The following is a 24,002-nucleotide window of genomic DNA, read 5'->3' on the forward strand; positions in this document are numbered from 1 at the left end:
CAAGCCGGAGCCGGCCTCGCTGTGTCAGGCGGGCATTGGGGTGGCTATGCATGGAGGCGTGAGGTCGGGGTTGGTGGGTCGCACCTCAACCCGTAGCGGCCTCACACCCCCTTGTCAGCTGAACAACCTGCTGAGACAGAACAGCTAGAGCTGGAGAGATAAGCAAGGAGCCTGTCGTTACCCCCCCCCTGAGCAGTGGTGGGATTACAGGTAGTAATAGAGCGGTTACCAGGGTGGCTAGGCGGTTCATAGAGCTTGTAGAGCCACATGAGAGCGTAAGACCACGCCTAGAGGAGCTGGCTTCCATCGCAGCGCAATCCCTGCGCTGCTATCAGGTCTGCCCTCCTTATTTCCAGATCCGAACAAGGGCCTTGCGGGATCCTTCCTCTCTCAACGCTCGTGTCAAGCCAACTGCTTCTGTGTGCTGCTGAACCACCAGAGCAGTAGACCCCTAATGACCAGGGCGCAGAGTCCTAGTGGTGGGTATCCCACATTCAGGTGATACATCACACTGCCGTCTGCGCTCCTTGGCCCACTGAGTCTGCTGGTGCTGCTTGAATTGCCATTGGTCCTCGCTGACGACCATCCCGTAGTGCCCATATACTGTTGCGGGAGTCGGGCGAAACCAGTCGCTTGGCCGCGCATCCATCAGTTCCCCGTCTCTCTGGGTTGATGCCCTGTCCCTGCTGCTAGCGGGTCAGAGCGGGTACTGTAGATATTAACCCCGTCTCCAGGCACCGGATTGCCCGATCGGATCCTGCGTGTTGAAGGTGCACCTGGAGGCGTTCACCAGCGGAGCAGAGTACTTGCTACCCATAGTGCCTCCGCTTTCAATCGAAAACCACAGCCAGTACCAGTGGAGCAACATGTCTACTATTCCCTCCTCCGTTCACCCGAGTTCTCCAGGCCAAACTCAATCTGGCTCCCTCTCCATCCAGGTCTAACCATGTACTAAAGCCCACAACTCCCCTTCAGCACCCCCTCCCACAGTGCCGCGTGTGCTGCTAAAGCCTCGTTGCAAAGGTCATAGGTGCTGGGTGCTCAGCGGCGATTCGCGCGACAGGCTGGCTCGCTCTCGCAATACTCCTCAGTTTCAATGAGCCTTGCCTTGAAATGTCACCATCTGGGCTCGACAGACCTTACACTATTCTGGTATAAACATCTCAAGTACCAATCCACTCTTGCCCCTAAAGCCAATGCTCTGCCCGTGATCACTGGGTTTCATTGACAGAGTTAGCTTCGCTGGATCATTCGGGTAGTCATAGTCAGGACCAAGGAAGCGACACCCACCTTTCAAACATTCACCCACATATATCTCGATTCTGCCACCTTCTCTGTCTGGCGGTCTCCATACTGCGATCTTCGGGCGGCTACCGCTTTGTATCTTCGTCATGCAATATTCGAGGCCGCTGCCCTTTCCCCACCTACACATAGAACGTGTAAAGCCTTTAGGCGGACTATTGCTGGTGATTGGATAATATGACCCATTCCTTCCATGGTCGGCAGTCTGCCCGGGAAGCAAGTCTGCGGCATGAACTGTTGCTGTCAGCAATCCAGTGGCCCACGTACCTGCGATCAATGCAGTTCTGGTCTTCACGATCGATAGGCTGTCTTGCTTACGACAAGTCTAGCTCATCTGTTGCCACTATCGATCTATCCTCTAATTGACCGGTAGACTCTTCGCCACTCCGGGCTCTTGTCGGATCTGCCCGATTCCCGCTTGAGACCAAGCTCTGCATTATTTGGCGTCGCGACTCTATTGCATATTGTGCCTAAACCTAACGCCGCTACATCCCACAGGAACTTTCCAGGCCCCGGCCCCTGCTTGCAGTCAGTCTAAATTCTCTTTGTGACGAGAGCAGTATAAACCTGCTCCTAGGCCTGTGAATATCATCCTGTTCATATCTCTCGCGTGAGGCCTGGTCTAAGCGGGTCAAACAATTCACTCCCACTTAGAAATATGACCCTATTTGCTTCGGCTGATGTCTTCCGGCCCTCTTCGGCATCGATCGACCACCGCCCGGTCCCGTATCCGTTCGCCTTTCCAGTCGCAAATGGTGCCACTCGCTTGCTTTTGTAGCACAAGCCTCCCTCGTAGCCGAATGCCTCAGACCTGTCAATTCTGATAACTACGGATGACTTCTCCTCGCTCTTGAGTTCGTAAGTTCTCTTTAGGGACTCGGCGTTTGCCATTCTAGGGATTGATGCTGTCCCCGCTAGTAGTGTGAACGTAAAACGGGGTATCAATTGGACCCTGATTCCCGCGATGTTACACGCTGTTCCTAGGCAAGGCTTCTGGCTTGCTATGTCCAGGCTAATAATATCACAATTCGGAGTCTAGGCCTGGCACCATGGTGCTTCTCTCGCCCGTTGCATCTTTCGTGCCAATCGCACTGTGGCTTCCAAGTCTGCACCCTCCCAGAGATGTTCTTTCTTATTCTTGTGGTGGGCTGGTTGAAGTTGTGTCACGATGCATTGTGTGCGGAATCTGCTGCATTGTCTGCTGGTCTAATTCGTCGCACTCGCCGCCGCATTCTTGCTGTAGTAACAAGTCCCGTCACTCGACGTTGTCTTGCATATGTCTTCTACGTGTGGCTCTTCCTCTGGCTCCTGTGAGTACGTCTCACGCCCCAATCGTTGTTTTTCGGCTGCCTGGATTCCCACCCTCTGTCCTCCCAAGCCCCAACCCCCTCAAACCCCTCTCTCCATCCCTCGCCCACACCGATCCGCCCCCACCCTCGCCGCAGCTTCCGTGGCAAGCGAACGGCAATCCACAGCCTGCCCGCTTCCAGAGTCCTTCAATCTCGCGGGTGAAGCGTGCTGCCAGTAGGGAATAGTGAATGAGGAGCAGTATCTCTTATTGATTCGGCTCAGTAGACGTAGCTGAATTCACATCCCCCTTTAATATCGACTGTTGTCCGCTTCATCCTGCGTGCTCCCATCAAGGTGTAGTGGCGTCATAACAGGGCCAACCCACAGGACACCGTCCAACGCCTCCATGGCAACCCACTCAAGTTGACTCTTCGTAACTTTGTATCCCATTCTTTGTGCGATTCTGATGAGTGCATCGAGGAAGCCGGCTGCGGCTAATGCTTCTTCCTGCAGGTGACTACTCCTCCTCAATATATCTAGAAAGGCTTCTAGTTGTTCGTCTGGCACGGCTCGCTGGCAATCAGGCTTTCATTCCTACTCTACCTGATCTTTTGCGGAGGGTGGCTTTGTGGGTTCTTGTTGCTTGTGTGTCTGGATTGCTTCCTCTCCTTGGGCGGCGACATGCTCAGTTCTATTGGGACAGCTATTGCCTCTGCTCTCTCCGGCTTCCTATTCGAACCCCCCCCCCCCCAACTGGCTTCCAACCCCCTCACGTCCCTCCCCACCACGCGGCCAAACCGCTCTCACTCCCGCTGCAGCTTCCGTGTGCGGCCAAACCGCTCTCACTCCCGCTGCAGCTTCCGTGTCTGGAGATCGGTGATCCCCAGCTCTGCCGCCTTTGAAGTCGGTCGATTTCCCTGGTGAAGTGCCCGGCGAGCATGGGCTGGCCTAATCTTTCGACGATTATTGTTTTAGAGTGGTTTACCGCTTCTGCTAGACTATCTATGTCTTCAGAGGCAGCGAATGGTCATGCAGGCTTGTGCGCAGATTGCCTCTGGGCTTCTATTGGGCTCTTTTTTCCTCGTCCTGCCGCCAATGCGTGCTGACACGGCTTTCAGATACTGCGAACCCGGAACAAGGTGTGTCGAATTCAATACATGCTTCATTAATGCTGTTGAGCAGGCATGTGCTTATGGCAGCGGAGGCGCAACCTTTGGCGCTGTTATCTTTGATCACGGTGTGTTCCATGTGGAATGGCTTGGCAACAATTCCGCGCGTGTGACCTACGGGGTTGGAAAAGAGTTTCATGCTGCTGCAAGCATCTCAAGGGATGGCGACTATACTGTCCTCGGGCTTAGTGATGGTGTTACGGTGAGATATCCTTCCTGGGATAGCCGGGTCAGGGGTAGGCGTAACCCGAATGGCGGGCCGGTGCCCACACATCGCCCCCGCGTGGATTAGTCCCTGGCTTCCCTGGGAATCTCTACGATTTGGACTGTCTTTTGTTTTTTTGCAGGCACTGGCCGCAGAGACTCGCTTGTACGGGTTCGCTGTCTCCTGGCTTGAAACCTAGATTGCTTGTCTCCATGTATTGTCTAGTGTTGCCTTGATATCGATTGGAGTTCTTTGCGTCTGCCTACATCGCATCCTGGTCGGAGGCTTGCCTAGCGGTCAATCCTATTTCTTGCCGGTGCCACTAAATGTAGCTGACCAGGACCCCTGAAATCCGTCTACGGTGCATCTGACTTCTCTGCTGGTCGGCCTGGGAAAGGGAGCTCACCATGAAACACCCCAGGCATACGGCCGAGCTGATCATTCGCCATCCCAAAACCGTGGACCGCTGTTCGCCCAGGCCAAGAACGCCGACATCTGCCGCGTCAGCGAGGTGATTCAGCCGACCTGCGACAGCTGTCGGCGGTATGTAGTCCGAGTAAGTCAAGCGCTTGACCCAGCCTGGGAAGGAGTGATGCGGCCCCTAGGAATCAGTCCATGGTGAATGAATGTCCTCAATCGACCAAGCGTATCTGGGGTCTCCGCTAGGAAACGAATCCGCCACACCCGAGCAGACGGTTCACGGCTGCTGAGCCACTCCCCGATCAGGGCTGCGGCAACACTGGGAATGCCCACACGTCCATTCAGCCGCTCAGATCCCGCCAGCGCGGTGGTGTCCCAGGGCCTGAGGGTGGTGAGGCCCTCGCCTATCCACTCCAGTGGCTTGTACTGCAGCGACCTGTCTGGCGTGTAGAGGTGACGCAGCGACCCGGAGCCAATGGGGCCTTTCGCCCCGGCCGGGGCCGGGGCCCCAAACAATCCAACCTGCTCAGGCTTGGCCCGTGGAGCAATGCGTGTATTGCACTGGGCTTCTAGCGGCCAGATGCTGAGCCCATCACCCCAAGAGAAGCCCTAATGAATGATACCCCCCCCCTGAGCACCAGGCAGGAGTGCGCTGACGAACCGACCCCTGCTCCAACACTCTCGACGGATCTCTGGCCTTCCTGGCGTGTCAAGCCAGTCGCCGTCCTCTGCACCGCTCCAGGTGCCCCGGACCCAACAGAACGTCTCGATTGACACCTGGCCCCAGGTGCCAGCGCCGGCAGCTCCGACCACAACTGAAGACACCCTGAACTGACGATCACGGCTGATGCTAAGCAAAAACCACGCACAGCTACGCCCGACTCCCTTGGGAAGGCACCACGGCTCAGCAGATAAGTGCCCGGGGCCAACGCTCCGGGCTTTGTTTTGTCTCAGATCCTCACCCATTGAGAAGGGGCCCCTGTGCTGAGGGCCCTTGCACCGGTTGCGGTAGCTGTTGATGAACTACCGGTCGGGTTCTACCTCAGTACGAACCCTTTCCCACTGTGGTGTCAGTACGGGAAGCCGCTGTATGCTCGACATTGGTAGCTATACCAGCGCCTCCCACCAATCGCTGGCTCCAGCGGTCCCAAGGTGGCAGAAGGAGCTGACACATCGCGGCTTTTGCTGTGCCTGCCTTGTGCCTGGGTGAAGGCAGCTCGCTGACTGTCCATGGCGACCGGGCTTCTCAAGCTGGTCAGGCCTCTTCCGGAGCTTGGCCTCACGGTCGACTGAGCTCGGGAGCTGAGGGCAGGCCCCGGGCACGTGTCGAATTCGTCCCCGCGGCATAGCTTGTGGTGTCTAGGGCCGATGGCGCGGACCTTGGCTGCAGCGGTGACCCTGCTGACCTTCACCACGGCCGGCAGTACAGCACCAGTCTCTGCGTCGGTCGCCGCTGCAGGTGGATTGCGTTGCAGCGGTATCGCTCTGCTGCCCTTGCTGGCGCTAGAGCCCAGATCGCTGTTCGAGCTGCGTTACGTCAGCCCCTACAACTTCCTCGGCGCTAGCCTCTACCACGCACTTGATGGCCGGTTGCGCTGCCCAGTGGGCCTGGCCCTGCAGCAGGTGCAGCTGGATCTGGCGGCCGAGGGTCTAGGTCTCAATATCTGGGATTCCTATCGCCCCCTGGCGGTGCAGCAGCGGATGTGGGACGAGATCCGCGATCCCCGATACGCCTCCGATCCGGCCGTCAACTCCGGGCGCCACACCCGCGGCACGGCTGTGGATGTGATCCTGGTGGATCGCCGTGGCATGGAGATGCCGATGCCGACGGATTTCGATGACTTTAGCGAGGCTGCCCACGTGGACGCAGCCGGGGTCCCTACGGAGCGTCGCTGCTTCCGTTCATTCGCGACTGAGTGGTGGCACTTTGACCGGAAGGACTGGCAGACGCTGCCGGTGGTGACTGGCATCTCCCCGAACTAACCGAATTGGCCAGAATCTATGGATCACCATCAGCTGCCCATCTGTAGGCTGCACGTAAAGGACCCAATGATCCTGGTGTGGACGTGGAGTTCACAGCCGGGGTGGCGTGGCTGATGCTCTCCTTCATATGGAGGTGGATGAACCAGAGGCTGATCGACGCAGGGGCGGCACCAGCGCTTCCTGGCTCCGACAGACGTTGCCACTTAGCTTGGTCAAATTCGGTTTCCCCCGACCGCCCAGCCGATGTCCCTGCAGGATCAGCAGCTCGCCGAGACCGCCAGCCTGGGCGCCCGCAACCTGGCCGAAGCCTTCGCCAACTGGAGCTGCCTGCTGGACTTCCCCGATCCCGAGCTGCACGATGCCGACGCCATGGGCCTGACCGATCAGGTGGCCGAGTTCTCGATGCTGCTCCTGCACTGGCACGAAGTCGCCGCCCTGCTGCTTCCGGCCCAGAGCGCCCGGCTGAGCGGGATGTCACCCGAGTACCGCATCCCCGCCAGCGAGGTGGCCAGGCGGCTGGGCATCGCTACCCACCAGCAGGTCTGATCGCCACGGGGGCGGCTGAAGTCGCCCTGCTATATTGTGGATCTGGAGGTTGGAGCTACCTGTAAGAGCGCTCGGCGCTGGTGAGGTGTTGCGAGGCGCCGATCCGAAAGGCGCTGTGAACAGCCTCCACCCCATTGCCGAGCCGCCGTGAGCGAAGACGTCCTGGCTGAAGGCCCCTACGGGCCCGCCAAGCGCAACCCCGATGGAACCTTCGGGAGCTTGGAACACGCCAACGACCCGTGGGACATCCTCCCCGTGTCGATGCGGCGCTCCCTGAAGCAGCGGATCGTGGCCCACACCGCTGCCCGCAACACCAAGACCGCAGTCTGGGCCCGTGACGTGCTGGTGGCGGCCATGGAAGCCGACCAGGCAGATCCCCAGCCATGAGCGCCCGAACCCTCTGGGCCCTGCCCCTCGCACTGGCTCTGACGGGCCAACCTGCGGCTGCTCAGCTGCAGCATCCATCTGAAGTGCAAACCCCAGCCCCAGCGCTGAGCCAGCCTGAGAGTCCCTTCAAGGGGGTGAGCGAGGCCCTTGAGGCCATCTCACCTCCCGAAGCAGCACCGTCCAAGGAAGACCAGCTGCGCCAGAAGATCCATGCCCGTGAGGCTGCACGTGGGTGGCGCAGCTTCGGCGGCCCTACCTCCTACGCCTGGCGGGAGTGGAAGCTCATCGCCCCAGGCGTCAGGGACACCGCCTTCAAGACCGAAGCGGGGGGCTTCGCTCCCGTGATCACCAGCGGCACGGTTTCGGTGAACTGCTCGCGGCTCGCATGGCGGCAGCAGGGGGGAGCCTGGATCAACGCAGGCAGTCCCGAGAGCACCTCAGACGCCAACGCGATGGTGGTGGCCCTCTGCGCCCACCTCCCCAGCTCGGCCCGAAAGGCCAGTTGATACGCCCCGTATCAACGGTTTATCAACTAGCCCCCTCCGCAGGGCACGAAAAAAGGGCCCTCAGAATCGCTGAGAGCCCTTGGCATCACTGAATATCGGGGTGACAGGATTCGAACCTGCGACCTAATGCTCCCAAAGCATCCGCGCTACCAAGCTGCGCTACACCCCGTCGTGGGGCAACTTAGCTGGCCGTGACCCCGGTGCTGCGGCGGGATCACGGCGATCAGGCACCAATCCGCCACCCATCGTCCTGCCGCGCCGACGCCTGGGTGGCCGCTACAAAGGAGCGGCCCTGAAGCGCGCCATGGCTGAGGTCTGTGCGTCCTGGCCCCAGGCTGGCTCCGTGGCGCCGGGGCCGTGAGATCCCCGCTTCGGCTCCAGTGCGCCCCAGGGCTGCAGCTGCGCCACGGACCGGCCTGGCTGCAGGCCCAGGGGCTGGACCTGCCCCGGCTTCAACGCGCCTTGACGGACACGCTGCCCTGGCAGCAGCCCCTGGTCACGGTGTATGGGCGCCAGCACCCCACGCCGCGGCTGGTGTGCTGGGTGGCGGATCCGGGCTGCACCTACCGCTACAGCGGTCTGGAGCAGGCGATCACGCCCTGGACGCCGGAACTCAGCCAGCTGCGGGAGCTCCTGGAGCTGGAGCTGGGGGTGCGCTTCAACAGCCTGCTGCTCAATCGCTACCGGGATGGAGCCGATCGCATGGGCTGGCATGCCGACGACGAGCCCGAGCTCGATCCGCTCGCCCCGATCGCCTCCCTCAGCCTGGGGGCCCGCCGCAGCCTGCGCTTCCGGCCGAAGCCGCCCGGCCGCACGAGGCCTGGATCCGCCCAGGGCACAGGCCGGCCGGAAGTGGGCAGCGGGCGGTTGGATGGACCAGAGGCCCAGGCCCCCTTCGCCGTGGAGCTCGCCGATGGCGACCTGCTGGTGATGGATCCCCCCACCCAGCGCCACTGGCAGCACGCCCTGCCGGCGCGGGCGCGGGTGTCGAGCGAGCGGATCAACCTCACCTTCCGGCTGCTCCGCCCGCGTTGAGCCCGGGCGCTCAGCCCAGCACGGCGATGCAGTCGATCTCCACCCGGGCGCCCTTGGGCAGTGCCGCCACTTCGACGCAGGCCCGTGCGGGCGAAACGCCGGCGCCGAAGGTCTCGGCATAGATGGCGTTGACCAGGGCGAAGTCGCCCAGGTCGGCCAGGAACACGGTGGTGCGCACCACCTGCTGGGGGGTGGCGCCGGCCTCGGCCAGCACCGCCTCGAGGTTCGCGAGCACCTGGCGGGTCTCGGCCTCCACGTCGCCGCCGCCCACCATGGCGCCGCTGACGGGATCGAGGGCGATCTGGCCGGAGCAGAACAGCAGCCCGCCGGCCTTCACCGCCTGGTTGTAGGGGCCCACGGGGGCGGGGGCGCCGGCGGTGGTGACGGCCTCGATCGCTGCGGCGGACATGGCGGGGGAAGATGGGGCGCTGAGCCTATGGCCTCCGGGCCCGCCCGCCATCGCCAGCGCCGATCTGCCGCGCCCCGACCTGCTCTCCCCTGCGGCCGCCGCGGTCCCGGCCGCGCACGGGCAGCCGCTGGCGGCCGCCTCCGCAGCCTCCGCCGACCCGACGCCCCAGGTGGAGCTGCTGGGCCTCTGGCACCGCTACCGCGGCCCCGCCGCCAGCGGCGCCTGGACCCTGCAGGGCATCGACTTCCAGCTGCAGCCCGGTGAGCTGGTGGGCCTGCTGGGCCCCTCGGGCTGCGGCAAGACCACCCTGCTGCGCCTGATCGCCGGCTTCGAGCGGCCCGATCGCGGCCTGGTGCGCATCGGCGGCCAGGAGGTGGCCGGGCCCCACCGCTGGCTGCCGCCGGAGCGACGCGGGGTGGGCATGGTGTTTCAGGACTACGCCCTCTTCCCCCACCTCGACGCCTGGCGCAACACCTGCTTCGGCCTGCGCCGCGGCCAGGACACCAGCCGGGCCGCCTGGCTCCTGGAGCTGCTGGGCCTCCAGGGCCTCGAGCACCGCTACCCCCACGAGCTCTCGGGCGGCCAGCGCCAGCGCCTGGCCCTGGCCCGGGCCCTGGCGCCGGGTTCCTCGCTGGTGCTGCTGGATGAGCCCTTCTCCAACCTGGATGTGGAGGTGCGCCTGCGGCTGCGCAGCGAGCTGCCGGCGGTGCTGGCCCAGTGCGGCGCCAGCGGCGTGATCGTGACCCACGACCCGGAGGAGGCCCTGGCCATCTGCGATCGGGTGGCGGTGCTGGAGGCGGGGCGGCTGCACCAGTGCGCCCGGCCCCGGGAGCTGGTGCGCCATCCCGCCACGGGCTTCGTGGGCCGCTTCGTGCTGCAGGGCAACCTGCTGCCGGCCCAGTGGCAGGCCGGCCGGCTGCGCACCGCCCTAGGCCAGCTGGAGCCGGCACTGCCACCCTCCGGACCCGCGGCGGCCGTGCCCCGGCCCGAGCCCGGCGAGAGCCTCGAGGTGCTGGTGAGTCCCCAGGGGATCAGCTTCCAGCCGGAGTCCGGCGGCGAGGCCTGCGTGATGGGCCGCGAGTTCCTGGGGCGCGAGTGGCTCTACCAGGTGCAGCAGGGCAGCCTCAAGCTGCGGCTGCGCCTGCCCCTGGAGGCCGATTACCAGCGGGGCCAGCGGGGACGCCTGGGCCTGCGGGCCGGCGAGGGGGCGCGGCTGTTCCCCGGCGGCCTGGAGCTGGTGGCGGCACCGGACTGGCCGGCCGTGCTCTGAGGCGCCCGGATCCGCGGGACTGAGATATCCAGGGCCCGGATCAGCCGCGCCAGTGGTCCTTGCTGCGGCGCCGCTCGGCCAGCGCCTCCACCGTGGCGGCGCGCACGAACAGGTTGGTGGCCTGTTCCGCGCCGATCGTGCTGGGGATCGTGGGCTGGCCGGCGCTGCGGGCCGCGCCCACGGCGGTGAGCCGCTCGGCGATGGGGCCATCGCCGGGCTCCTGGGCGGCCGCCCAGCGCAGGTTGGCCTCGGTGTACTCGTGGGCGCACCACACCCGCGTGGCCGGCGGCAGGGCCGCCAGCCGCTGCAGGGCAGCGTGCATCTGGGCGGGGGTGCCCTCCATGATCCGCCCGCAGCCGCCGGCGAACAGCGTGTCGCCGCAGAAGAGCTCGCCGCCGCCGGCCCCGGAGCCCGCGGCTGCAGCCCCCGGCAGCGGCGGCAGGACATAGGCGATGTGCTCGGAGGTATGGCCCGGGACCGCGAGCACCTGGATCTCGCGGCCCAGCAGCGTGAGCCGATCGCCGCCGGCGACACCGCGGGTCTGCAGGGGGATGCGCTGGCGATCGGCGGCGCTGGCGATCACCTCGGCCCGGGGCCAGCGGCGCAGCAGGCCGGGGGTGCCACCGATGTGGTCGCTGTGGTGGTGGGTGTGCAGGATCGCCACCAGCTCCAGGCCGCGCGCCTCCAGCCAGGCGATCACGGGCGGCGCCACGGCCGGATCCACCACCACGGCAGGCCCGGGCCCGTCGCCGTGGAGCACGAACACGTAGTTGTCGTCGAGCACCGGGATCAGCGACACCCGCTGGGCCGGCTCGGGACTCGGGGCGGACGGGTGGCTCACTACAGTCGCGGTTGATGCGCAGCTCCATGATCGCCGCTGCTCAACGGCCCGGGGCCACCGCTCTCCCGGGCGTGCTGACCACCCGACGGAGCGCGCCATGATCACCGTTGCCCTGGCCAAAGGCGCCCTGCTCAAGGACTCGGTGCGCCGCTTCGCGGCCGCCGGCCTCGATTTCGCCGCCGTGCTCGAGCCCGGCAACCGCCAGCTGATGGTGCCCAGCGCCTGCGGCAGCGCCCGGGCCCTGCTGGTGCGCAATGCCGACGTGCCCGTGTACGTGGCCTACGGCCAGGCCCAGCTGGGCGTGGTGGGCTACGACGTGCTGCGCGAGCACCAGCTGCCCGTGGCCCAGCTGCTGGATCTGGGCTTCGGCGGCTGCCGCATGAGCGTGGCGGTGAAGGCCAGCAGCCCCTACCGCCGCTCCGCCGACCTGCCCGCCCACTGCCGCATCGCCAGCAAGTTCACCCGCTGCGCCCAGGAGTACTTCGACGCCCTGGACCTGCCGGTGGAGCTGATCCACCTGGCCGGCTCGGTGGAGCTGGGGCCGATCACCGGCATGAGCGAGGCGATCGTGGACCTGGTGGCCACCGGCCGCACCCTCGAGGAGAACGGCCTGATCGCCATCGAAGACCTGTTCCAGTCCACCGCCCGGCTGGTGGGCCACCCCCTGGCGCTGCGGCTCGATGACGGGCCCCTGCAGGCGATCGTCGATCGCCTCGCCGCCGCCGCCCTGGCCCCCCTCCCCGCCTGATGGCCCGTCTCGATCGCCAGCGGCTGCTGCGGCTGCTCCCCTACCTGGGCCGCGACCGCCGGCGCCTGCTGCTCACCCTGGTGCTGCTGATCCCGGTGGCGGGCGCCGCCGCCGTGCAGCCGCTGCTGGTGGGCCAGGCGATCTCGGCCCTGCGCCACGAGCCGGTGATGCCCTGGCTGGCGGGCATGGCCGTGCCCGAGCAGCTGCGCACCCTGGTGGGGCTGCTGCTGGTGGCGGTGCTGGTGCGGCTCGGGCTCCAGGGCGTGCAGAGCTACAACGTGCAGGCGGTGGGCCAGCGGCTCACGGCCCGCATCCGCGACGACCTGTTCGCCCACGCCCTCGACCTCTCCCTGCGCTTCCACGACCGCACGCCGGTGGGCAAGCTGCTCACCCGCCTCACCAGCGATGTGGATGCCCTGGCCGAGGTGTTCGGCAGCGGCGCCGTGGGGGTGCTCGCCGACCTGGTGACCCTGCTGGTGATCGCGATCACGATGATCTCGATCGAGCCGCGCCTGGGGGTGCTGCTGCTGGCCACCCAGGTGCCGGTGACCCTGGCGATCCTCTGGCTGCAGGGCCGTTACCGCAAGGCCAACTACCGGGTGCGCGAGGAGCTCAGCCAGCTCAACGCCGACCTGCAGGAGAACCTGCAGGGCCTGGAGGTGGTGCAGATGTTCCGGCGCGAGGCCTTCAACTCCGCCCGCTTCGGCCGCACCGCCGACGCCTACCGCCAGGCCGTGACCGGCACGATCTTCTACGACTCGGCCATCTCCGCCCTGATCGAGTGGGTGGCCCTCACGGCCATCGCCGTGGTGCTGGGGCTGGGGGGCTGGATGGTGACGGCCGGCGCCATGGGCCTGGGCACCCTCACCACCTTCATCCTGTTCTCCCAGCGCCTGTTCGATCCCCTGCGCCAGCTGGCGGAGCGCTTCACCCAGATCCAGGGGGGCCTCACCGCCGTGGAGCGCATCGGCGAGCTGCTGGAGCAGCCGATCGAGATCCAGGAGCTGCCGCTGGAGCAGCGCTCCGCTGCGGCCGTGCTCAGCGGCGTCGAGCGCGCCAGCGCCGGCGAGGTGATCTTCGACGACGTGTCGTTCGCCTACCGCGACGACGATCCGATCCTCACGGACCTCTCCTTCCGGATCGCCCCCGGCGAGCACGTGGCCCTGGTGGGCCCCACCGGCTCCGGCAAGACCACGGTGATCCGCCTGCTCTGCCGGCTCTATGAGCCCCAGCGGGGCCGGATCCTGCTGGATGGCGTGGACATCCGCGAGCTGCCGATCCCCACCCTGCGCCAGCGGCTGGGGGTGGTGCTGCAGGACACGTTCCTGTTCAGCGGCAACGTGGCCGACAACCTGCGCCTCGATGCCCCAATCGCCGACGCCGATCTGGAGCGGCTCTGCGCCGAGCTGGGCCTGGCGCCCCTGCTCAACCGCCTGCCCCAGGGCCTGGCCACCGAACTGCGTGAGCGGGGCGGCAATCTCTCCTCCGGCGAGCGCCAGCTGCTGTCGGTGGCGCGGGTGGCCCTGCGCAACCCCTCGGTGCTGGTGATGGATGAGGCCACCGCCTTCCTCGATCCCTCCACCGAGGCCACCCTCCAGCGCGACCTGGACCGGCTGCTGCGCCAGCGCACGGCGATCGTGATCGCCCACCGCCTGGCCACCGTGGAGGCCTCTGATCGCATCCTGGTGCTCAAGCGCGGCCGGCTGGTGGAGGAGGGCAACCACCGCCAGCTGCGGGCCGCCGGCGGCCTCTACGCCCAGCTGGCCGAACTTCAGGAGCGGGGGCTGGCCGCGCTCTGAAGGGCCGGCAGTAGGTCGTCCTCGCCCACGGCCCCTGACGCTCCGGCGCCGCTGCCGCCGAGGCCCTGCTCCGTCAGCCAGGTGCTGATCAGGGCCGCCACCGGTGCCGCGTGGCGGCCCACCGGCAGGTGCCCGGCCCCGGCCAGCAGCTCAAAGCGATGCTCGGGGCTGTAGGCCGCCAGGTGGCGCACGTAGCGGGGCTCCATCACCTGGTCGCGCTCGCCGGCGATCCACAGGCTCGGCACCTGCAACTTGGCCGTCAGGGCCGGCAGCTGCTGCACGGCGCCGCGGGTCATGCTGCAGGCCAGCAGGCCACGGGCCGCCCGCAGCTCCGCCGTGAGCGGGCTGCGCAGGGCCTCGGTGCCGGGCAGCTCCGCCAGCCAGCGGGGCCGCCAGCGCAGGAAGGCGGCCCCGCCGCGGCGCACGGTGCGGAAGGGCCGCGGCTGGTAGACGCCGCCGCCGGCGGCGATCTGCACCAGGCCCACCAGCTGGTCCTCCAGGTGGCCGGCGGCGTGCAGGGCCAGGCTGCCCCCCAGGGAATGGCCCACCAGCACCAGGGGCCGCCCCGCGGCCTGGCGCCGGGCCTCCTCGGCCACCCAGCGGCCATAGCTGGCCAGGCTGGGCTGCAGGCCCCGGGGCCGCTCCGCCAGGCCGAAGCCCGGCAGGTCCGGGCTCCAGATCTGCCACTGGGGCTCGAGTTCGGCGCGCAGCGGCTGCCACAGCCGGCCGGAGAGCAGCCAGCCGTGCAGGCACACCAGCAGGGGGGAGTCGGTCAGGGGCCCGGTGGCGGAACGGGCTCCAGCCTGCCCCAGGGGGGCGCCGCTTCGGGCAGGATCGTGCCAATGCTTAGCCGCCCGCCCAACCAGGAGCCCGCGCCGCCCGCCGCCGCTCCATCCCCCGCGCCGGAGGCTGGTGACGGCGGCGATCCGCTGTTGGAGCGCTTCTACGGCGGCGGCCACCGCTGCTGTCCGGTGCCCAACGCCCAGCTCACCCTGGTGCTGAGCCGCGAGCGGGAGATCGACCTCTACGACCTCGAGCAGCTCTGCGATGCGGTGGGCTGGAGCCGCCGGCCGCTGCGGCGGGTGCGCAAGGCCCTGGAGCACAGCCTGCTGGTGGTGGGCCTGTGGCGCCACGACGAGCGCCTGCCCCGGCTGGTGGGCTTTGCCCGCTGCACCGGCGACGGCGTGATCGAGGCCACCGTCTGGGATGTGGCGGTGCACCCCCTCTACCAGGGGGCAGGCCTGGGGCGGGCCCTGATGGACTACGTGCTCGAGCTGCTGCAGGCCATGGGCACCGAGCGGGTGAGCCTCTACGCCGATCCGGGCGTGGTGGGGTTCTACAGCGCCCAGGGCTGGGAGCTGGAGCCCCAGCAGAAGCGCTGCGTGTTCTGGTACTCGCCCTGAGGCGGGGCCGGAGCCGCCCCTGGGCGCCCCCGGCGGGCCGGCTCAGTTGCTGCGGGGCAGTTCGGCGGGCCGCAGCTGCAGGGTCAAGTCGCGGCCGCCGCGCTGCACCTGCAGGCTGAGGGGCTCGCCCACCTCGCCCTGGTCCACCGCCACCTGCACCTCCGACGGGTTGTCCACGGCGGTGTCGTCCACCCGCTCGATCAGGTCGCAGGGGCGCAGGCCGCCGCGGGCCGCCGGACTGCCGGGCACCACGTCCACCACCACCACGCCGTTGGTTTCCGGCAGGCGGCACTCGGCCTGGGTGGCGTTCACCTCCCGCGCCAGCTGGGGCGTGAGCGCCTGCAGGCGCACGCCGATGTAGGGGTGCGAGGCCCGGCCCCGCTCCAGGATCTGCGCGGCGATCGACTTGGCCAGGTTGATCGGCAGGGCAAAGCTCAGGCCGGCGCCGGGGGCCTGGCGGATGGCGGTGTTGATGCCGATCACCTGGCCCCGGTCGTTGATCAGGGGGCCGCCGCTGTTGCCGGGGTTCACGGCCGCGTCGGTCTGGATGTAGGGCACCCGCTGGCCCTCGCCCACGGCGTTGGTGCGCTGCACGGCGCTGATGATCCCGGCCGTCACGGTGTTGTCGAGGCCGAGGGGGTTGCCGATGGCGATCGCCCACTCACCGGGGCGCACCTTCGCCGAGTCCCCCAGGGAGGCCACCGGCAGCCCGGAGGCCGCCACCTTGACCACGGCCACGTCCGTGAGCGGATCCACCCCCAGCACCTTGCCGCGGTAGCTGCGGCCATTGGGCAGGGTCACCCCCACCTCGCTCACCCCATCCACCACGTGGGCGTTGGTGAGGATCACCCCGTCGGAGCGGGTGATGAAGCCTGAGCCCTGGCCCTGCTGCTGCTGCACCGAGGGGCCGCCGCCGAACAGGCCCCCCAGGGGGTTGATCACCTGCTTGACCGTGTCGATCCGCACCACCGCCGGCCCCACTTTGTCGACGGCGCTGACGATGAAGTTGTTGCCCGGCTGCAGCGGCACCGGTGGTGGCGCATCGCTCACCCGCGCCCGCGGCTCGCCGCCCGGGCGGTCGCCGCCACCACCGGGAAGGCCGGGCAGGCGCGGCAGCGAGAGCGGGCCTCCGCAGCCCGCCAGCAGGCCGCTGAGCGCCAGGCTGCCGGCCGTTCCAGCCAGGGCCAGGCGACGCGGCGACGGGGGCATCAGAGGGGCCATGGCAGCGGGCCGGGGGGCCAGGTCAGGATGCGCATCATTAAAGACGGCCAGGCCGGGGCGGGGCCCCTATATTTCGGTGCTGGGCGCAGGGGGCTGACGGTGCAGCAGGGATCGGAACTGTGGCACCAGGTCCAGCAGGCCCTCCAGGGCAACCTCAGCAAGCCCACCTTCGAGACCTGGATCCGCCCGGCCAGCTGCTCGGGCTTTAGCGGCAGCGAGCTGCAGCTGCTGGCCCCCAATGCCTTCGCCTGCGGCTGGCTGCGCAAGAACTACCTGTCCACGATCGAGGCGGTGGCCAGCGAGCTGGCGGGGCGGCCGATCAAGGTGCTGGTGGAGGCCGCCGCCGAGGCACCCGACGCTGCCGGTCTGCAGGCCCTCAACGGCGCCGCCGGGGTCGTGGTGGGGGACGCGGGGCCGAGCGGTGAATCGCGCAACGGGGCCGGTGGGCTGGCCCTGGCGGCGGGGATCACCGCCACCGCCACCGGCGAGACCCCGCGCAAGCTCGCCCCGGGGCTCAACCCCCGCTACGTGTTCAACCGCTTCGTGGTGGGCCCCAACAGCCGCATGGCCCACGCGGCGGCCCTGGCGGTGGCGGAGGCCCCGGGCCGCGAGTTCAACCCCCTGTTCATCTGCGGCGGCGTGGGCCTGGGCAAGACCCACCTGATGCAGGCCATCGGCCACTACCGCCTCGAGATCGACCCCGACGCCCGCGTGGCCTACGTGAGCACCGAGACCTTCACCAACGACCTGATCCAGGCCATCCGCAAGGACGGCATGCAGAAGTTCCGCGACCGCTACCGGGCCGCCGATCTGATCCTGGTGGACGACATCCAGTTCATCGAGGGCAAGGAATACACCCAGGAGGAGTTCTTCCATACCTTCAACGCCCTGCACGAGGCGGGGCGCCAGATCGTGATCGCCAGTGATCGCCCCCCCAGCCAGATTCCGCGCCTGCAGGAGCGCCTGATCTCCCGCTTCTCGATGGGCCTGATCGCCGACATCCAGCCGCCCGATCTGGAGACGCGCATGGCGATTCTCCACAAGAAGGCCGAGGCGGAGCGCATGAGCCTGCCCCGCGATCTGATCCAGTACCTGGCGGGCCGCTTCACCTCCAACATCCGCGAGCTGGAGGGAGCCCTCACCCGGGCCGTGGCCTTCGCCTCGATCACCGGCCTGCCGATGACCGTGGAATCGGTGGCGCCGATGCTGGATCCCACCGGTGTGGAGGTGGAGGTCACCCCGGCCCAGGTGCTGGCCAAGGTGGCCGAGGTGTTCGGCGTGGGGGTCGACGAGATGAAGAGCCCCAGCCGCAAGCGGGCCGTGAGCCAGGCCCGTCAGGTGGGGATGTACCTGATGCGCCAGGGCACCAACCTGAGCCTGCCGCGCATCGGCGAGGCCTTCGGCGGCAAGGACCACTCCACGGTGATGTACGCCGTGGAGCAGATCGAGAAGAAGCTGAACACCGATCCCCAGCTGGGCCGCCAGGTGCAGCAGGTGCGCGATCTGCTGCAGATCGCCTCGCGCAAGCGCCAGTAGGCCGCGGCAGCGGGCCTACTCGGTGATCGGCTGGCTGGGGTCGAGCCCCTCCACTTCGCCGGCGAAGACGCGGCTGGCGGTGATGTCCTCGGCCTCCAGGGTCATCAGGTCGCGCTTGGTGATCGGCAGGCTGCTGATGCGGTTGAACAGGCGGTTGGCCTGGCGCATGCGGGCCCGGTCGATGGCGTTGCGGATCGAGCGGGCGTTGGCGAAGAAGGGCAGCTGCATGCGCCGCACGATGTACTCGGCAAAGGCGGCGCCGGCCTCCTCGCTGAGCCGGTAGTTCTCCTCCGCCAGGATCAGTTTGGCGATCGCCAGCAGTTCCTCCGCCGTGTAGTCGGGGAAGTCGATGTGGTTGGCCACCCGCGAGGAGAGGCCGGGATTGGACTGGTAGAACACATCCATCCGGTCCTTGTAGCCCGCGAAGATCACCACCAGATCGTCGCGGTTGGCCTCCATCACCTGCAGCAGGATCTCGATGGCCTCGGCGCCGTAATCCCGCTCGTTCTCCGGGCGGTAGAGGTAGTAGGCCTCATCGATGAACAGCACCCCGCCCATCGCTTTTTTGAGCATCTCGCGGGTCTTGGGGGCCGTGTGGCCGATGTACTGACCCACCAGGTCGTCGCGGGTGGCCGTCACCACGTGGCCCTTGCGCACGTAGCCGAGGCGGTGCAGGATCTGGCTCATGCGCTCGGCCACGGTGGTCTTGCCGGTGCCGGGCCGCCCCGTGAACGACATGTGCAGGCTCGGGGCCGTGGTGCTCAGGCCCACCTGCTTGCGGGCCCGCTCCACCACCAGCAGCGCGGCGATCTCGCGGATGCGGGTCTTCACCGGCCGCAGGCCGATCAGTTCGCGGTCGAGCTGCTCGAGCACCTCCTGAACTTGGGCGCCCTCGTAGGCCGCCTGCAGGTTCACCGGGGTGTCGTCGGGTGTCTGGGCAGGCGAGGGCGGTGCCCCGGCGGCTGGCTCAGAGGAGTCCATCGATGGCCGCGGCGAAGGCATGGTCAGCCTCGCCGATCGGCGCGTCGGTGCCCTCGGCCCGCAGGGTGATGTTCACGTAGGTGCGCCCGAAGCTGATGTCTGGGAAGCGACCCTCCTGCTCGGAGAGGTCGTTGAGCTTCTCGAGGAAGAGGCGGTTGCTCTCGTAGTCGGGGAACTCGATGCGGCGCTCCAGGCGCTCGGGGTTCTCCGGCTTGGGCCGGGGGGTCCAGGGCTGATCCATGGGCTGAACTTAGGGCGTCGCGGGAACGGCCCCTCAGCCCGCCAGGCAATCCGTGCGGCCGGCGGCCAGGCGGGCGGCCCAGGCCTCGGCGTAGGCGCGGTTGGCGGCCTGCTCGGCCGGATCGGTGCTGGCCAGGGGATGGGGCAGGGTGCCGGCGATGGCGGCGTTGGTGACGCAGAACATCGACTTCTGGAAGCTGCTGCAGATCTTGACCCGCACGTCCCCCTCGCCGCGTGTGCGCTCCAGATACCACTGATGCAGCGGCTCGGGCAGGTGGCGGTACATGTCCTGCATCAGCAGGCTGGGAGGGATGCCGGCGCCCATGGTGGGCAGGGGATCGGCGTAGAGGGCGCCGTAGGCGAACTGGGCCTGGTCGTGGGAGATCTGCTGGGCCTGGGCGTTGAAGCTCACCGTGCCCAGGAACGGCATGCCCCGCAGGAACACCGCCTCCACGTAGGGCACGGCCACATCCACCAGGAAGGTGAGGCCCGCCTCGGGCGGCAGCACCCAGAAGTGGCTGTCGCCCAGGGTGACGCCGTAGTGGATGGGCAGGCCGGCGGCGGCCACCAGGCCCTGCTTTAGAAACTCCACCACCGCGGGGATCGAGCGCACCCGGCCGTCGCGCTCGGCCTCGGCCAGGTCAATGAACAGATCGCTCATCACCCGCCAGAACTGGCCCAGGGCATGGGTGGTGGCGGCCGAGCGGATCAGCTCGGGCAGGAAGGCCGGGAACAGCGGGGCGAGCACGGCCAGCAGCGGATCCCGCCGCTTGTGGCGGATGATCGCGGCGCAGTTGGCGGCAAAGGCCTCGCTGTCGAAATAGGCATCCATGCCGCCGGTGCCGTGCCAGAGCATCGCCTTCTGGCAATACTCGGCGTACTCGAAGTTGATCCGGTCGTGGACTAGGTGGCGCCAGATCTTCCCGGGGCTGAGGTCGCCATCGAAGAAGCGGAACACCGGAAAGGGCTTGAGAAACTGGCGCTCGGCCTGGAAGATCAGGTTGCGGCTGTAGGCATCGAGCACGATCCCGTAGCTCTCCAGCACCCCCACCACCTCCAGCAGGTGGTCGGGCGTGTCGGCCAGCAGGGTCTGTCCCTGCAACAGCCGATCAGTCAGCTCGGCCGCCGTGGGCATCAGTGCGGCACCCACGGGTGCGCCTGGGACCTGGGCCGTGGTGGCCACGGCCGCAGCACCGGCCGTGGTCTGGGCCAGCTCGGGGGAGACGGGGGTGGGGGAGTCGGTGGGGGCCATCAGCTGATCGTTCCTCCGCTGGCCGGGCCGGCGGCCATGGCCGCCACCAGGGCCGGCAGCTGGGCCATGGCGGTGGTGGTGGCTTCGCCCAGGTGGGCCAGACCGCCCGGCACCAGGCCGATCACGATCACCAGGCCCGTGAGGGCCAGGGCCGGCACCTGGTCCTGCCAGGGCACCACCGCCAGCCGCACATCCACCGGCGCCAGCCGCTGGCCTTCGGCATTGGTCTCCGGCTGGGGCGGCGTGACCGCCAGCCGGCCGAAGAAGGCCCGGTTCACCAGCAACAGGAAATAGACGGCCGTCAGGCCACTGCCCACCATGCACAGCAGCGTGGGCAGGGGATAGGCGGTGAGACTGCCGCGGAACACCAGAAACTCCGAGATGAAGCCGGCCATGCCGGGCAGGCCGGCGCTGGCCATCACGCCCGCAATCATCAGGGCGCCGGTGAGGGGCAGGCCCCGCTCGGGGTTGAGCAGGCCGCGCAGCACCTCCAGGTCCCGGGTGCCGGTGACCCGGTAGATCACCCCCACCAGCAGGAACAGCAGGGCCGAGATCAGGCCGTGGCTCACCATCTGGAACACGGCCCCCAGAAGGCTCACGGGGGTGGCGGCGGCTGCCGCCAGCAGCACGTAGCCCATGTGGCCCACGGAGCTGTAGGCCACCATCCGCTTCATGTCCCGCTGGGCGATGGCAGCCAGGGAGCCGAACAGCACCGACACCGCCGCCCACAGGGCCAGGGCGGGGGCCAGCTGGGCCCATGCCTCAGGGAACAGCCCCAGGCAGAAGCGCAGCAGCCCGTAGGTGCCCAGCTTGAGCAGCACCCCGGCCAGCAGCACCGACACCGGCGTGGAGGCCTCGGTGTGGGCGTCGGGCAGCCAGGTGTGGAAGGGGAAGAGGGGGATCTTGATGCCGAAGCCCACCAGCAGGGCCCCCATCAACAGCAGCTGGGTGCCCATGCCCAGCTGCTGGGTGAGCACGGGGGTGAGGCTGAAGTCCACCTGGCCGGTCACCAGGGCGATGCCGAGGAAGGCCCCCAGGATCAACATGCCGGAGACGGCCGTGAAGATCAGGAACTTGGTGGCCGCATAGGCCCGGTTGGCCCCACCCCACACCGCGATCAGCAGCCAGAGAGGGATCAGCTCCAGCTCATAGAAGAGGAAGAACAGCAGCAGGTTCTGGGCCAGGAAGGCGCCGTTCACCGCCGCGCTGATCACCAACAGCAGGGCGAAGTAGAGGCGTGGTCGCTGCACCACGGTGGTGGAGGCCCAGGCCGAGACCAGCGTCAGCCCGGCGTTGACCAGCAGCAGCGGCATCGACAGGCCGTCGACCCCCAGGCGGTAGTCGAGGCCGAGGCTGCTGACCCAGCCCAGGGCCTCGTTGAGCTGCATGCCGCCGTAGTCGGCCTGGAACGTGACCAGCACCTTGACGCTCCAGGCCAGCTGCAGCACCAGCAGTCCGAGGGCCGTGCGGCGCACGGCCTCGGGGCTGGGGTTACCAGGCCAGAGCACCAGGCCCAGGGCACCCAGGAGGGGGATCAGCAGGAGGGCGCTCAACATCCGATCTGCCTCACCCGAACACCCAGCTGATGGAGGCCAGCAGCAGCACGATCGCCAGCACGGCCGTGAGCACGTAGGTCTGGCTCTGGCCGCTGACGCTCAGTTTGAGGCCATCGGCCGTCACCAAAGACAGCCGGCCCAGCTGATTGACAAACCCGTTCACGACGGCCCGGTCGAACCAGTCGGAGAGGCGGGCCAGGCCGGACACCAGGGCCACGATCGTGGCCCGGTAGAAGCGATCGGTGTAGAAGTCGTAGGCCAGGAAGTCCTGCAACACCCGCACCGGCTGCAGGATCGAGCGGGCGTAGCTCTTGTGGATCGGCAGCAGGCAGCCCACCACAACCCCACCGGCGCTGGAGCCGACTACCGCCAGGGCCACCGGCAGCGAGAAGGCGGCGATGCCGGGCACCGGATCGAGCTGACCCATCAGCAGCGGCGTCAGCACCACCACCACGCCCAGGGCCACCATCGGCAGGGCCATCTGCCAGTTCACCTCGGGGGCCCGGCGGCTCTTGGGCTGGGCCGGCCCCAGGAACACCTGGCGGAACACGCGGGTGAGGTTGAGGGCCATCAGGGCGTTGGTGGCCAGCAGCAGCACGGCGAACAGCGGCGCCTTCTCCAGCAGCACCTGGGCCGCCAGCCCGAAGCTCCAGAAACAGCCCAGGGGCACCAGGCCCGTCAGACCGGCGCCCGCCACCAGGTAGGCGCTGGTGGTGGCCGGCATGCGACCGCCCAGGCCCCCCAGCTCGGTGATGTCCTGGCAGTTGGTGGTGGCGATCACGCTGCCCACGCTCATCATCAGCAGGGCCTTGGCCACGGCGTGGGCGAACAGCAGCAGCAGGGCGATCGAGGGCAGCTGCAGGGCGATGGCGATGAACACCAGGCCCAGGTAGGCGGTGGTGGTGTACGAGAAGGCGCGCTTGATGTCCACCTGGGCGATCGCCACCAGGGAGCCGCCGATGGCGCTCACGGCGCCGATCACCAGCAGCACCGTGGTGGCCACCGGCGAGTACTGCAGGATCGGCATCACCTTGATCAGCACGATCGCGCCGCAGGTCACCACCACCGAGTTGCGCAGGATCGAGGCAGGGTTCGGTCCCTCCATCGCCTCATCCAGCCAGAGGTGCATCGGCACCTGGGCGCACTTGCCGGTGGGGCCGGCGATCAGCCCCAGCCCCAGCAGGGTGGCGGCCAGGGGCGAGAGGCTGCCGTTGGCCGAGGCCTCCGCCGACCAGCGGTAGAGGCTGGGAAAGTCCATGGCGCCGGCCCAGGCGGAGAGGGCCACCACCCCCATCAGCAGCAGCACGTCGCCGACGCGCTTGGTGAGGAAGGCGTCGCGGGCGGCGGTGATCACCAGGGGCTGGGCGTACCAGAAGCCCACCAGCAGGTAGGTGGAGAGGGTGAGCATCTCCAGCAGGAAATAGCTCAGGAACAGCGAGCCGCTGATCACCACGCCGCTCATCGCCCCCTCGAAGAAGCCCACGAGGGCGTAGAAGCGCGCCAGCGACCACTCCTTGTCCAGGTAGCCCAGGCCGAAGAACTGGCCCAGCAGGCTCATGGCCGTGACCAGCTCCAGGGCCACCAGGTTGGTGGGCGAGAGGTCGAACTGGATCGCCAGGTGCAGGTCCGCCACCTGCAGCCACTCGAAGCTGAGGCTGGCGGGGCCGTGCTCGAACACGGCCTGCATCGCCAGGCTGCCGTGCAGGAAGGCCACCAGGGTGGCCAGCAGGTTGAGGTAGGCGGCCGGTCGCGGTCCGGTGCGCCGGATCCAGCCCGCGGCCCAGGGCAGCGACAGCAGCACACCGGCGAACCCGTAGATCGGGATCAGCCAGGCGGTCTGCAGCGATAGGGGGAGGGCGGCGGTCAAGGGGAAGGGCAGGGAATCCGGAGGGAAGAACGCGGA

The 24,002-nt window shown here is 67.7% G+C and carries 20 protein-coding genes and 1 tRNA gene; 10 read left to right on the forward strand and 11 right to left on the reverse strand.

The window, feature by feature from the left end:
- Window positions 1–1,899: 1,899 nt before the first annotated feature.
- Window positions 1,900–2,193 carry a hypothetical protein gene (locus tag ACLV7J_RS00005; protein ID WP_411867087.1) on the reverse strand — a complete coding sequence of 98 codons (294 nt, stop codon included), beginning with the start codon at window positions 2,191–2,193 and terminating at the stop codon, window positions 1,900–1,902.
- A 3,585-nt stretch (window positions 2,194–5,778) separates the two neighbouring features.
- Between ACLV7J_RS00005 and ACLV7J_RS00010 the strand changes: the two genes are divergently transcribed.
- The 4 genes from ACLV7J_RS00010 to ACLV7J_RS00025 all read left to right on the forward strand — a co-directional run bounded on the left by ACLV7J_RS00010 (window position 5,779) and on the right by ACLV7J_RS00025 (window position 7,808).
- Complete coding sequence (locus ACLV7J_RS00010; protein ID WP_411867088.1) at window positions 5,779–6,369, forward strand: M15 family metallopeptidase; 591 nt, start codon at window positions 5,779–5,781, stop codon at window positions 6,367–6,369.
- A gap of 243 nt (window positions 6,370–6,612) precedes the next feature.
- Window positions 6,613–6,915: a hypothetical protein gene (locus ACLV7J_RS00015; protein ID WP_411867089.1), complete on the forward strand. Its 303-nt coding sequence runs from the start codon at window positions 6,613–6,615 to the stop codon at window positions 6,913–6,915.
- A 147-nt stretch (window positions 6,916–7,062) separates the two neighbouring features.
- A complete protein-coding gene (locus tag ACLV7J_RS00020) occupies window positions 7,063–7,302 on the forward strand; it encodes a hypothetical protein (RefSeq protein WP_411867090.1) in 240 nt (79 codons plus the stop codon).
- Window positions 7,303–7,436: 134 nt separating this feature from the next.
- The gene (locus ACLV7J_RS00025) at window positions 7,437–7,808 is read left to right on the forward strand and encodes a hypothetical protein (RefSeq protein ID WP_411867091.1); all 372 of its coding nucleotides are present in this window, start codon (window positions 7,437–7,439) and stop codon (window positions 7,806–7,808) included.
- 95 nt (window positions 7,809–7,903) lie between these two features.
- Here the strand turns inward: ACLV7J_RS00025 and ACLV7J_RS00030 are convergent.
- Window positions 7,904–7,977, reverse strand: a tRNA-Pro gene (locus tag ACLV7J_RS00030).
- Window positions 7,978–8,165: 188 nt separating this feature from the next.
- Between ACLV7J_RS00030 and ACLV7J_RS00035 the strand changes: the two genes are divergently transcribed.
- Entirely contained in the window at window positions 8,166–8,843 is a 678-nt protein-coding gene (locus ACLV7J_RS00035) for an alpha-ketoglutarate-dependent dioxygenase AlkB family protein (RefSeq protein ID WP_411867092.1), read from the forward strand.
- Between the two features lie 10 nt (window positions 8,844–8,853).
- Here ACLV7J_RS00035 and ACLV7J_RS00040 read toward each other — a convergent pair whose 3' ends face one another.
- The gene (locus tag ACLV7J_RS00040) at window positions 8,854–9,252 is read right to left on the reverse strand and encodes a Rid family detoxifying hydrolase (protein ID WP_411867093.1); all 399 of its coding nucleotides are present in this window, start codon (window positions 9,250–9,252) and stop codon (window positions 8,854–8,856) included.
- On the opposite strand from ACLV7J_RS00040, the gene ACLV7J_RS00045 reads away from it, so the two are divergent.
- Window positions 9,251–10,522 carry an ABC transporter ATP-binding protein gene (locus tag ACLV7J_RS00045; protein ID WP_411867094.1) on the forward strand — a complete coding sequence of 424 codons (1,272 nt, stop codon included), beginning with the start codon at window positions 9,251–9,253 and terminating at the stop codon, window positions 10,520–10,522. The two genes, ACLV7J_RS00040 and ACLV7J_RS00045, sit on opposite strands and share 2 nt — an antisense overlap.
- 40 nt (window positions 10,523–10,562) lie before the next feature.
- On the opposite strand, the gene gloB is transcribed toward ACLV7J_RS00045, so the two are convergent.
- A complete protein-coding gene (gene gloB / locus ACLV7J_RS00050) occupies window positions 10,563–11,363 on the reverse strand; it encodes a hydroxyacylglutathione hydrolase (protein WP_411867095.1) in 801 nt (266 codons plus the stop codon).
- Window positions 11,364–11,460: 97 nt separating this feature from the next.
- Here gloB and hisG point away from each other — a divergent pair, with 97 nt between their 5' ends.
- Both hisG and ACLV7J_RS00060 read left to right on the forward strand, forming a co-directional pair.
- Complete coding sequence (gene hisG / locus ACLV7J_RS00055; RefSeq protein ID WP_411867096.1) at window positions 11,461–12,111, forward strand: ATP phosphoribosyltransferase; 651 nt, start codon at window positions 11,461–11,463, stop codon at window positions 12,109–12,111.
- Window positions 12,111–13,910, forward strand: a complete 1,800-nt coding sequence (locus ACLV7J_RS00060) for an ABC transporter ATP-binding protein (RefSeq protein WP_411867097.1) — start codon at window positions 12,111–12,113, stop codon at window positions 13,908–13,910. Before hisG ends, ACLV7J_RS00060 begins: the two co-directional genes overlap by 1 nt.
- Here ACLV7J_RS00060 and ACLV7J_RS00065 read toward each other — a convergent pair.
- Window positions 13,883–14,665, reverse strand: a complete 783-nt coding sequence (locus tag ACLV7J_RS00065; protein WP_411867098.1) for an alpha/beta fold hydrolase — start codon at window positions 14,663–14,665, stop codon at window positions 13,883–13,885. The genes ACLV7J_RS00060 and ACLV7J_RS00065 overlap by 28 nt on opposite strands.
- 87 nt (window positions 14,666–14,752) lie before the next feature.
- Here ACLV7J_RS00065 and ACLV7J_RS00070 point away from each other — a divergent pair, with 87 nt between their 5' ends.
- Entirely contained in the window at window positions 14,753–15,313 is a 561-nt protein-coding gene (locus ACLV7J_RS00070) for a GNAT family N-acetyltransferase (RefSeq protein ID WP_411867099.1), read from the forward strand.
- A 42-nt stretch (window positions 15,314–15,355) separates the two neighbouring features.
- Here ACLV7J_RS00070 and ACLV7J_RS00075 read toward each other — a convergent pair whose 3' ends face one another.
- Window positions 15,356–16,534 (reverse strand): trypsin-like peptidase domain-containing protein, encoded by a 1,179-nt coding sequence (locus ACLV7J_RS00075; RefSeq protein ID WP_411867100.1) that lies wholly within the window; start codon window positions 16,532–16,534, stop codon window positions 15,356–15,358.
- Window positions 16,535–16,627: 93 nt separating this feature from the next.
- Between ACLV7J_RS00075 and dnaA the strand changes: the two genes are divergently transcribed.
- Complete coding sequence (gene dnaA / locus ACLV7J_RS00080) at window positions 16,628–18,070, forward strand: chromosomal replication initiator protein DnaA (protein ID WP_411867561.1); 1,443 nt, start codon at window positions 16,628–16,630, stop codon at window positions 18,068–18,070.
- Window positions 18,071–18,085: 15 nt separating this feature from the next.
- Here the strand turns inward: dnaA and cbbX are convergent, their stop codons facing one another.
- From cbbX to ACLV7J_RS00105, 5 genes are all read right to left on the reverse strand, one after another.
- Window positions 18,086–19,051: a CbbX protein gene (gene cbbX, locus ACLV7J_RS00085; RefSeq protein WP_411867101.1), complete on the reverse strand. Its 966-nt coding sequence runs from the start codon at window positions 19,049–19,051 to the stop codon at window positions 18,086–18,088.
- A complete protein-coding gene (locus tag ACLV7J_RS00090) occupies window positions 19,038–19,292 on the reverse strand; it encodes a 4a-hydroxytetrahydrobiopterin dehydratase (protein ID WP_411867102.1) in 255 nt (84 codons plus the stop codon). The genes cbbX and ACLV7J_RS00090 overlap by 14 nt, the downstream gene beginning before the upstream one ends.
- 33 nt (window positions 19,293–19,325) lie before the next feature.
- Window positions 19,326–20,426 (reverse strand): CO2 hydration protein, encoded by a 1,101-nt coding sequence (locus tag ACLV7J_RS00095; protein WP_411867562.1) that lies wholly within the window; start codon window positions 20,424–20,426, stop codon window positions 19,326–19,328.
- 116 nt (window positions 20,427–20,542) lie between these two features.
- Window positions 20,543–22,099: an NADH-quinone oxidoreductase subunit M gene (locus tag ACLV7J_RS00100; RefSeq protein ID WP_411867103.1), complete on the reverse strand. Its 1,557-nt coding sequence runs from the start codon at window positions 22,097–22,099 to the stop codon at window positions 20,543–20,545.
- Window positions 22,100–22,109: 10 nt separating this feature from the next.
- Window positions 22,110–23,966, reverse strand: coding sequence for an NAD(P)H-quinone oxidoreductase subunit F (locus ACLV7J_RS00105; RefSeq protein ID WP_411867104.1), 1,857 nt, complete (start codon window positions 23,964–23,966; stop codon window positions 22,110–22,112).
- Between the last annotated feature and the right edge of the window lie 36 nt (window positions 23,967–24,002).

It is taken from the genome of Vulcanococcus limneticus LL (assembly GCF_943369875.1).
In the GTDB taxonomy this organism is placed as follows: Bacteria; Cyanobacteriota; Cyanobacteriia; order PCC-6307; family Cyanobiaceae; genus Vulcanococcus; species Vulcanococcus limneticus_A.

Bases quoted from the DNA above. Each gene is read 5' to 3' on its own strand.
- ACLV7J_RS00005 (WP_411867087.1), bottom strand. From the start codon at position 2,193: ATGGCAAACGCCGAGTCCCTAAAGAGAACTTACGAACTCAAGAGCGAG.
- ACLV7J_RS00015 (WP_411867089.1), top strand. From the start codon at position 6,613: ATGTCCCTGCAGGATCAGCAGCTCGCCGAGACCGCCAGCCTGGGCGCC.
- ACLV7J_RS00045 (WP_411867094.1), top strand. From the start codon at position 9,251: ATGGCGGGGGAAGATGGGGCGCTGAGCCTATGGCCTCCGGGCCCGCCC.
- ACLV7J_RS00040 (WP_411867093.1), bottom strand. From the start codon at position 9,252: ATGTCCGCCGCAGCGATCGAGGCCGTCACCACCGCCGGCGCCCCCGCC.
- hisG (WP_411867096.1), top strand. From the start codon at position 11,461: ATGATCACCGTTGCCCTGGCCAAAGGCGCCCTGCTCAAGGACTCGGTG.
- ACLV7J_RS00060 (WP_411867097.1), top strand. From the start codon at position 12,111: ATGGCCCGTCTCGATCGCCAGCGGCTGCTGCGGCTGCTCCCCTACCTG.
- ACLV7J_RS00070 (WP_411867099.1), top strand. From the start codon at position 14,753: ATGCTTAGCCGCCCGCCCAACCAGGAGCCCGCGCCGCCCGCCGCCGCT.
- ACLV7J_RS00075 (WP_411867100.1), bottom strand. From the start codon at position 16,534: ATGGCCCCTCTGATGCCCCCGTCGCCGCGTCGCCTGGCCCTGGCTGGA.
- cbbX (WP_411867101.1), bottom strand. From the start codon at position 19,051: ATGGACTCCTCTGAGCCAGCCGCCGGGGCACCGCCCTCGCCTGCCCAG.
- ACLV7J_RS00090 (WP_411867102.1), bottom strand. From the start codon at position 19,292: ATGGATCAGCCCTGGACCCCCCGGCCCAAGCCGGAGAACCCCGAGCGC.
- ACLV7J_RS00095 (WP_411867562.1), bottom strand. From the start codon at position 20,426: ATGCCCACGGCGGCCGAGCTGACTGATCGGCTGTTGCAGGGACAGACC.
- ACLV7J_RS00100 (WP_411867103.1), bottom strand. From the start codon at position 22,099: ATGTTGAGCGCCCTCCTGCTGATCCCCCTCCTGGGTGCCCTGGGCCTG.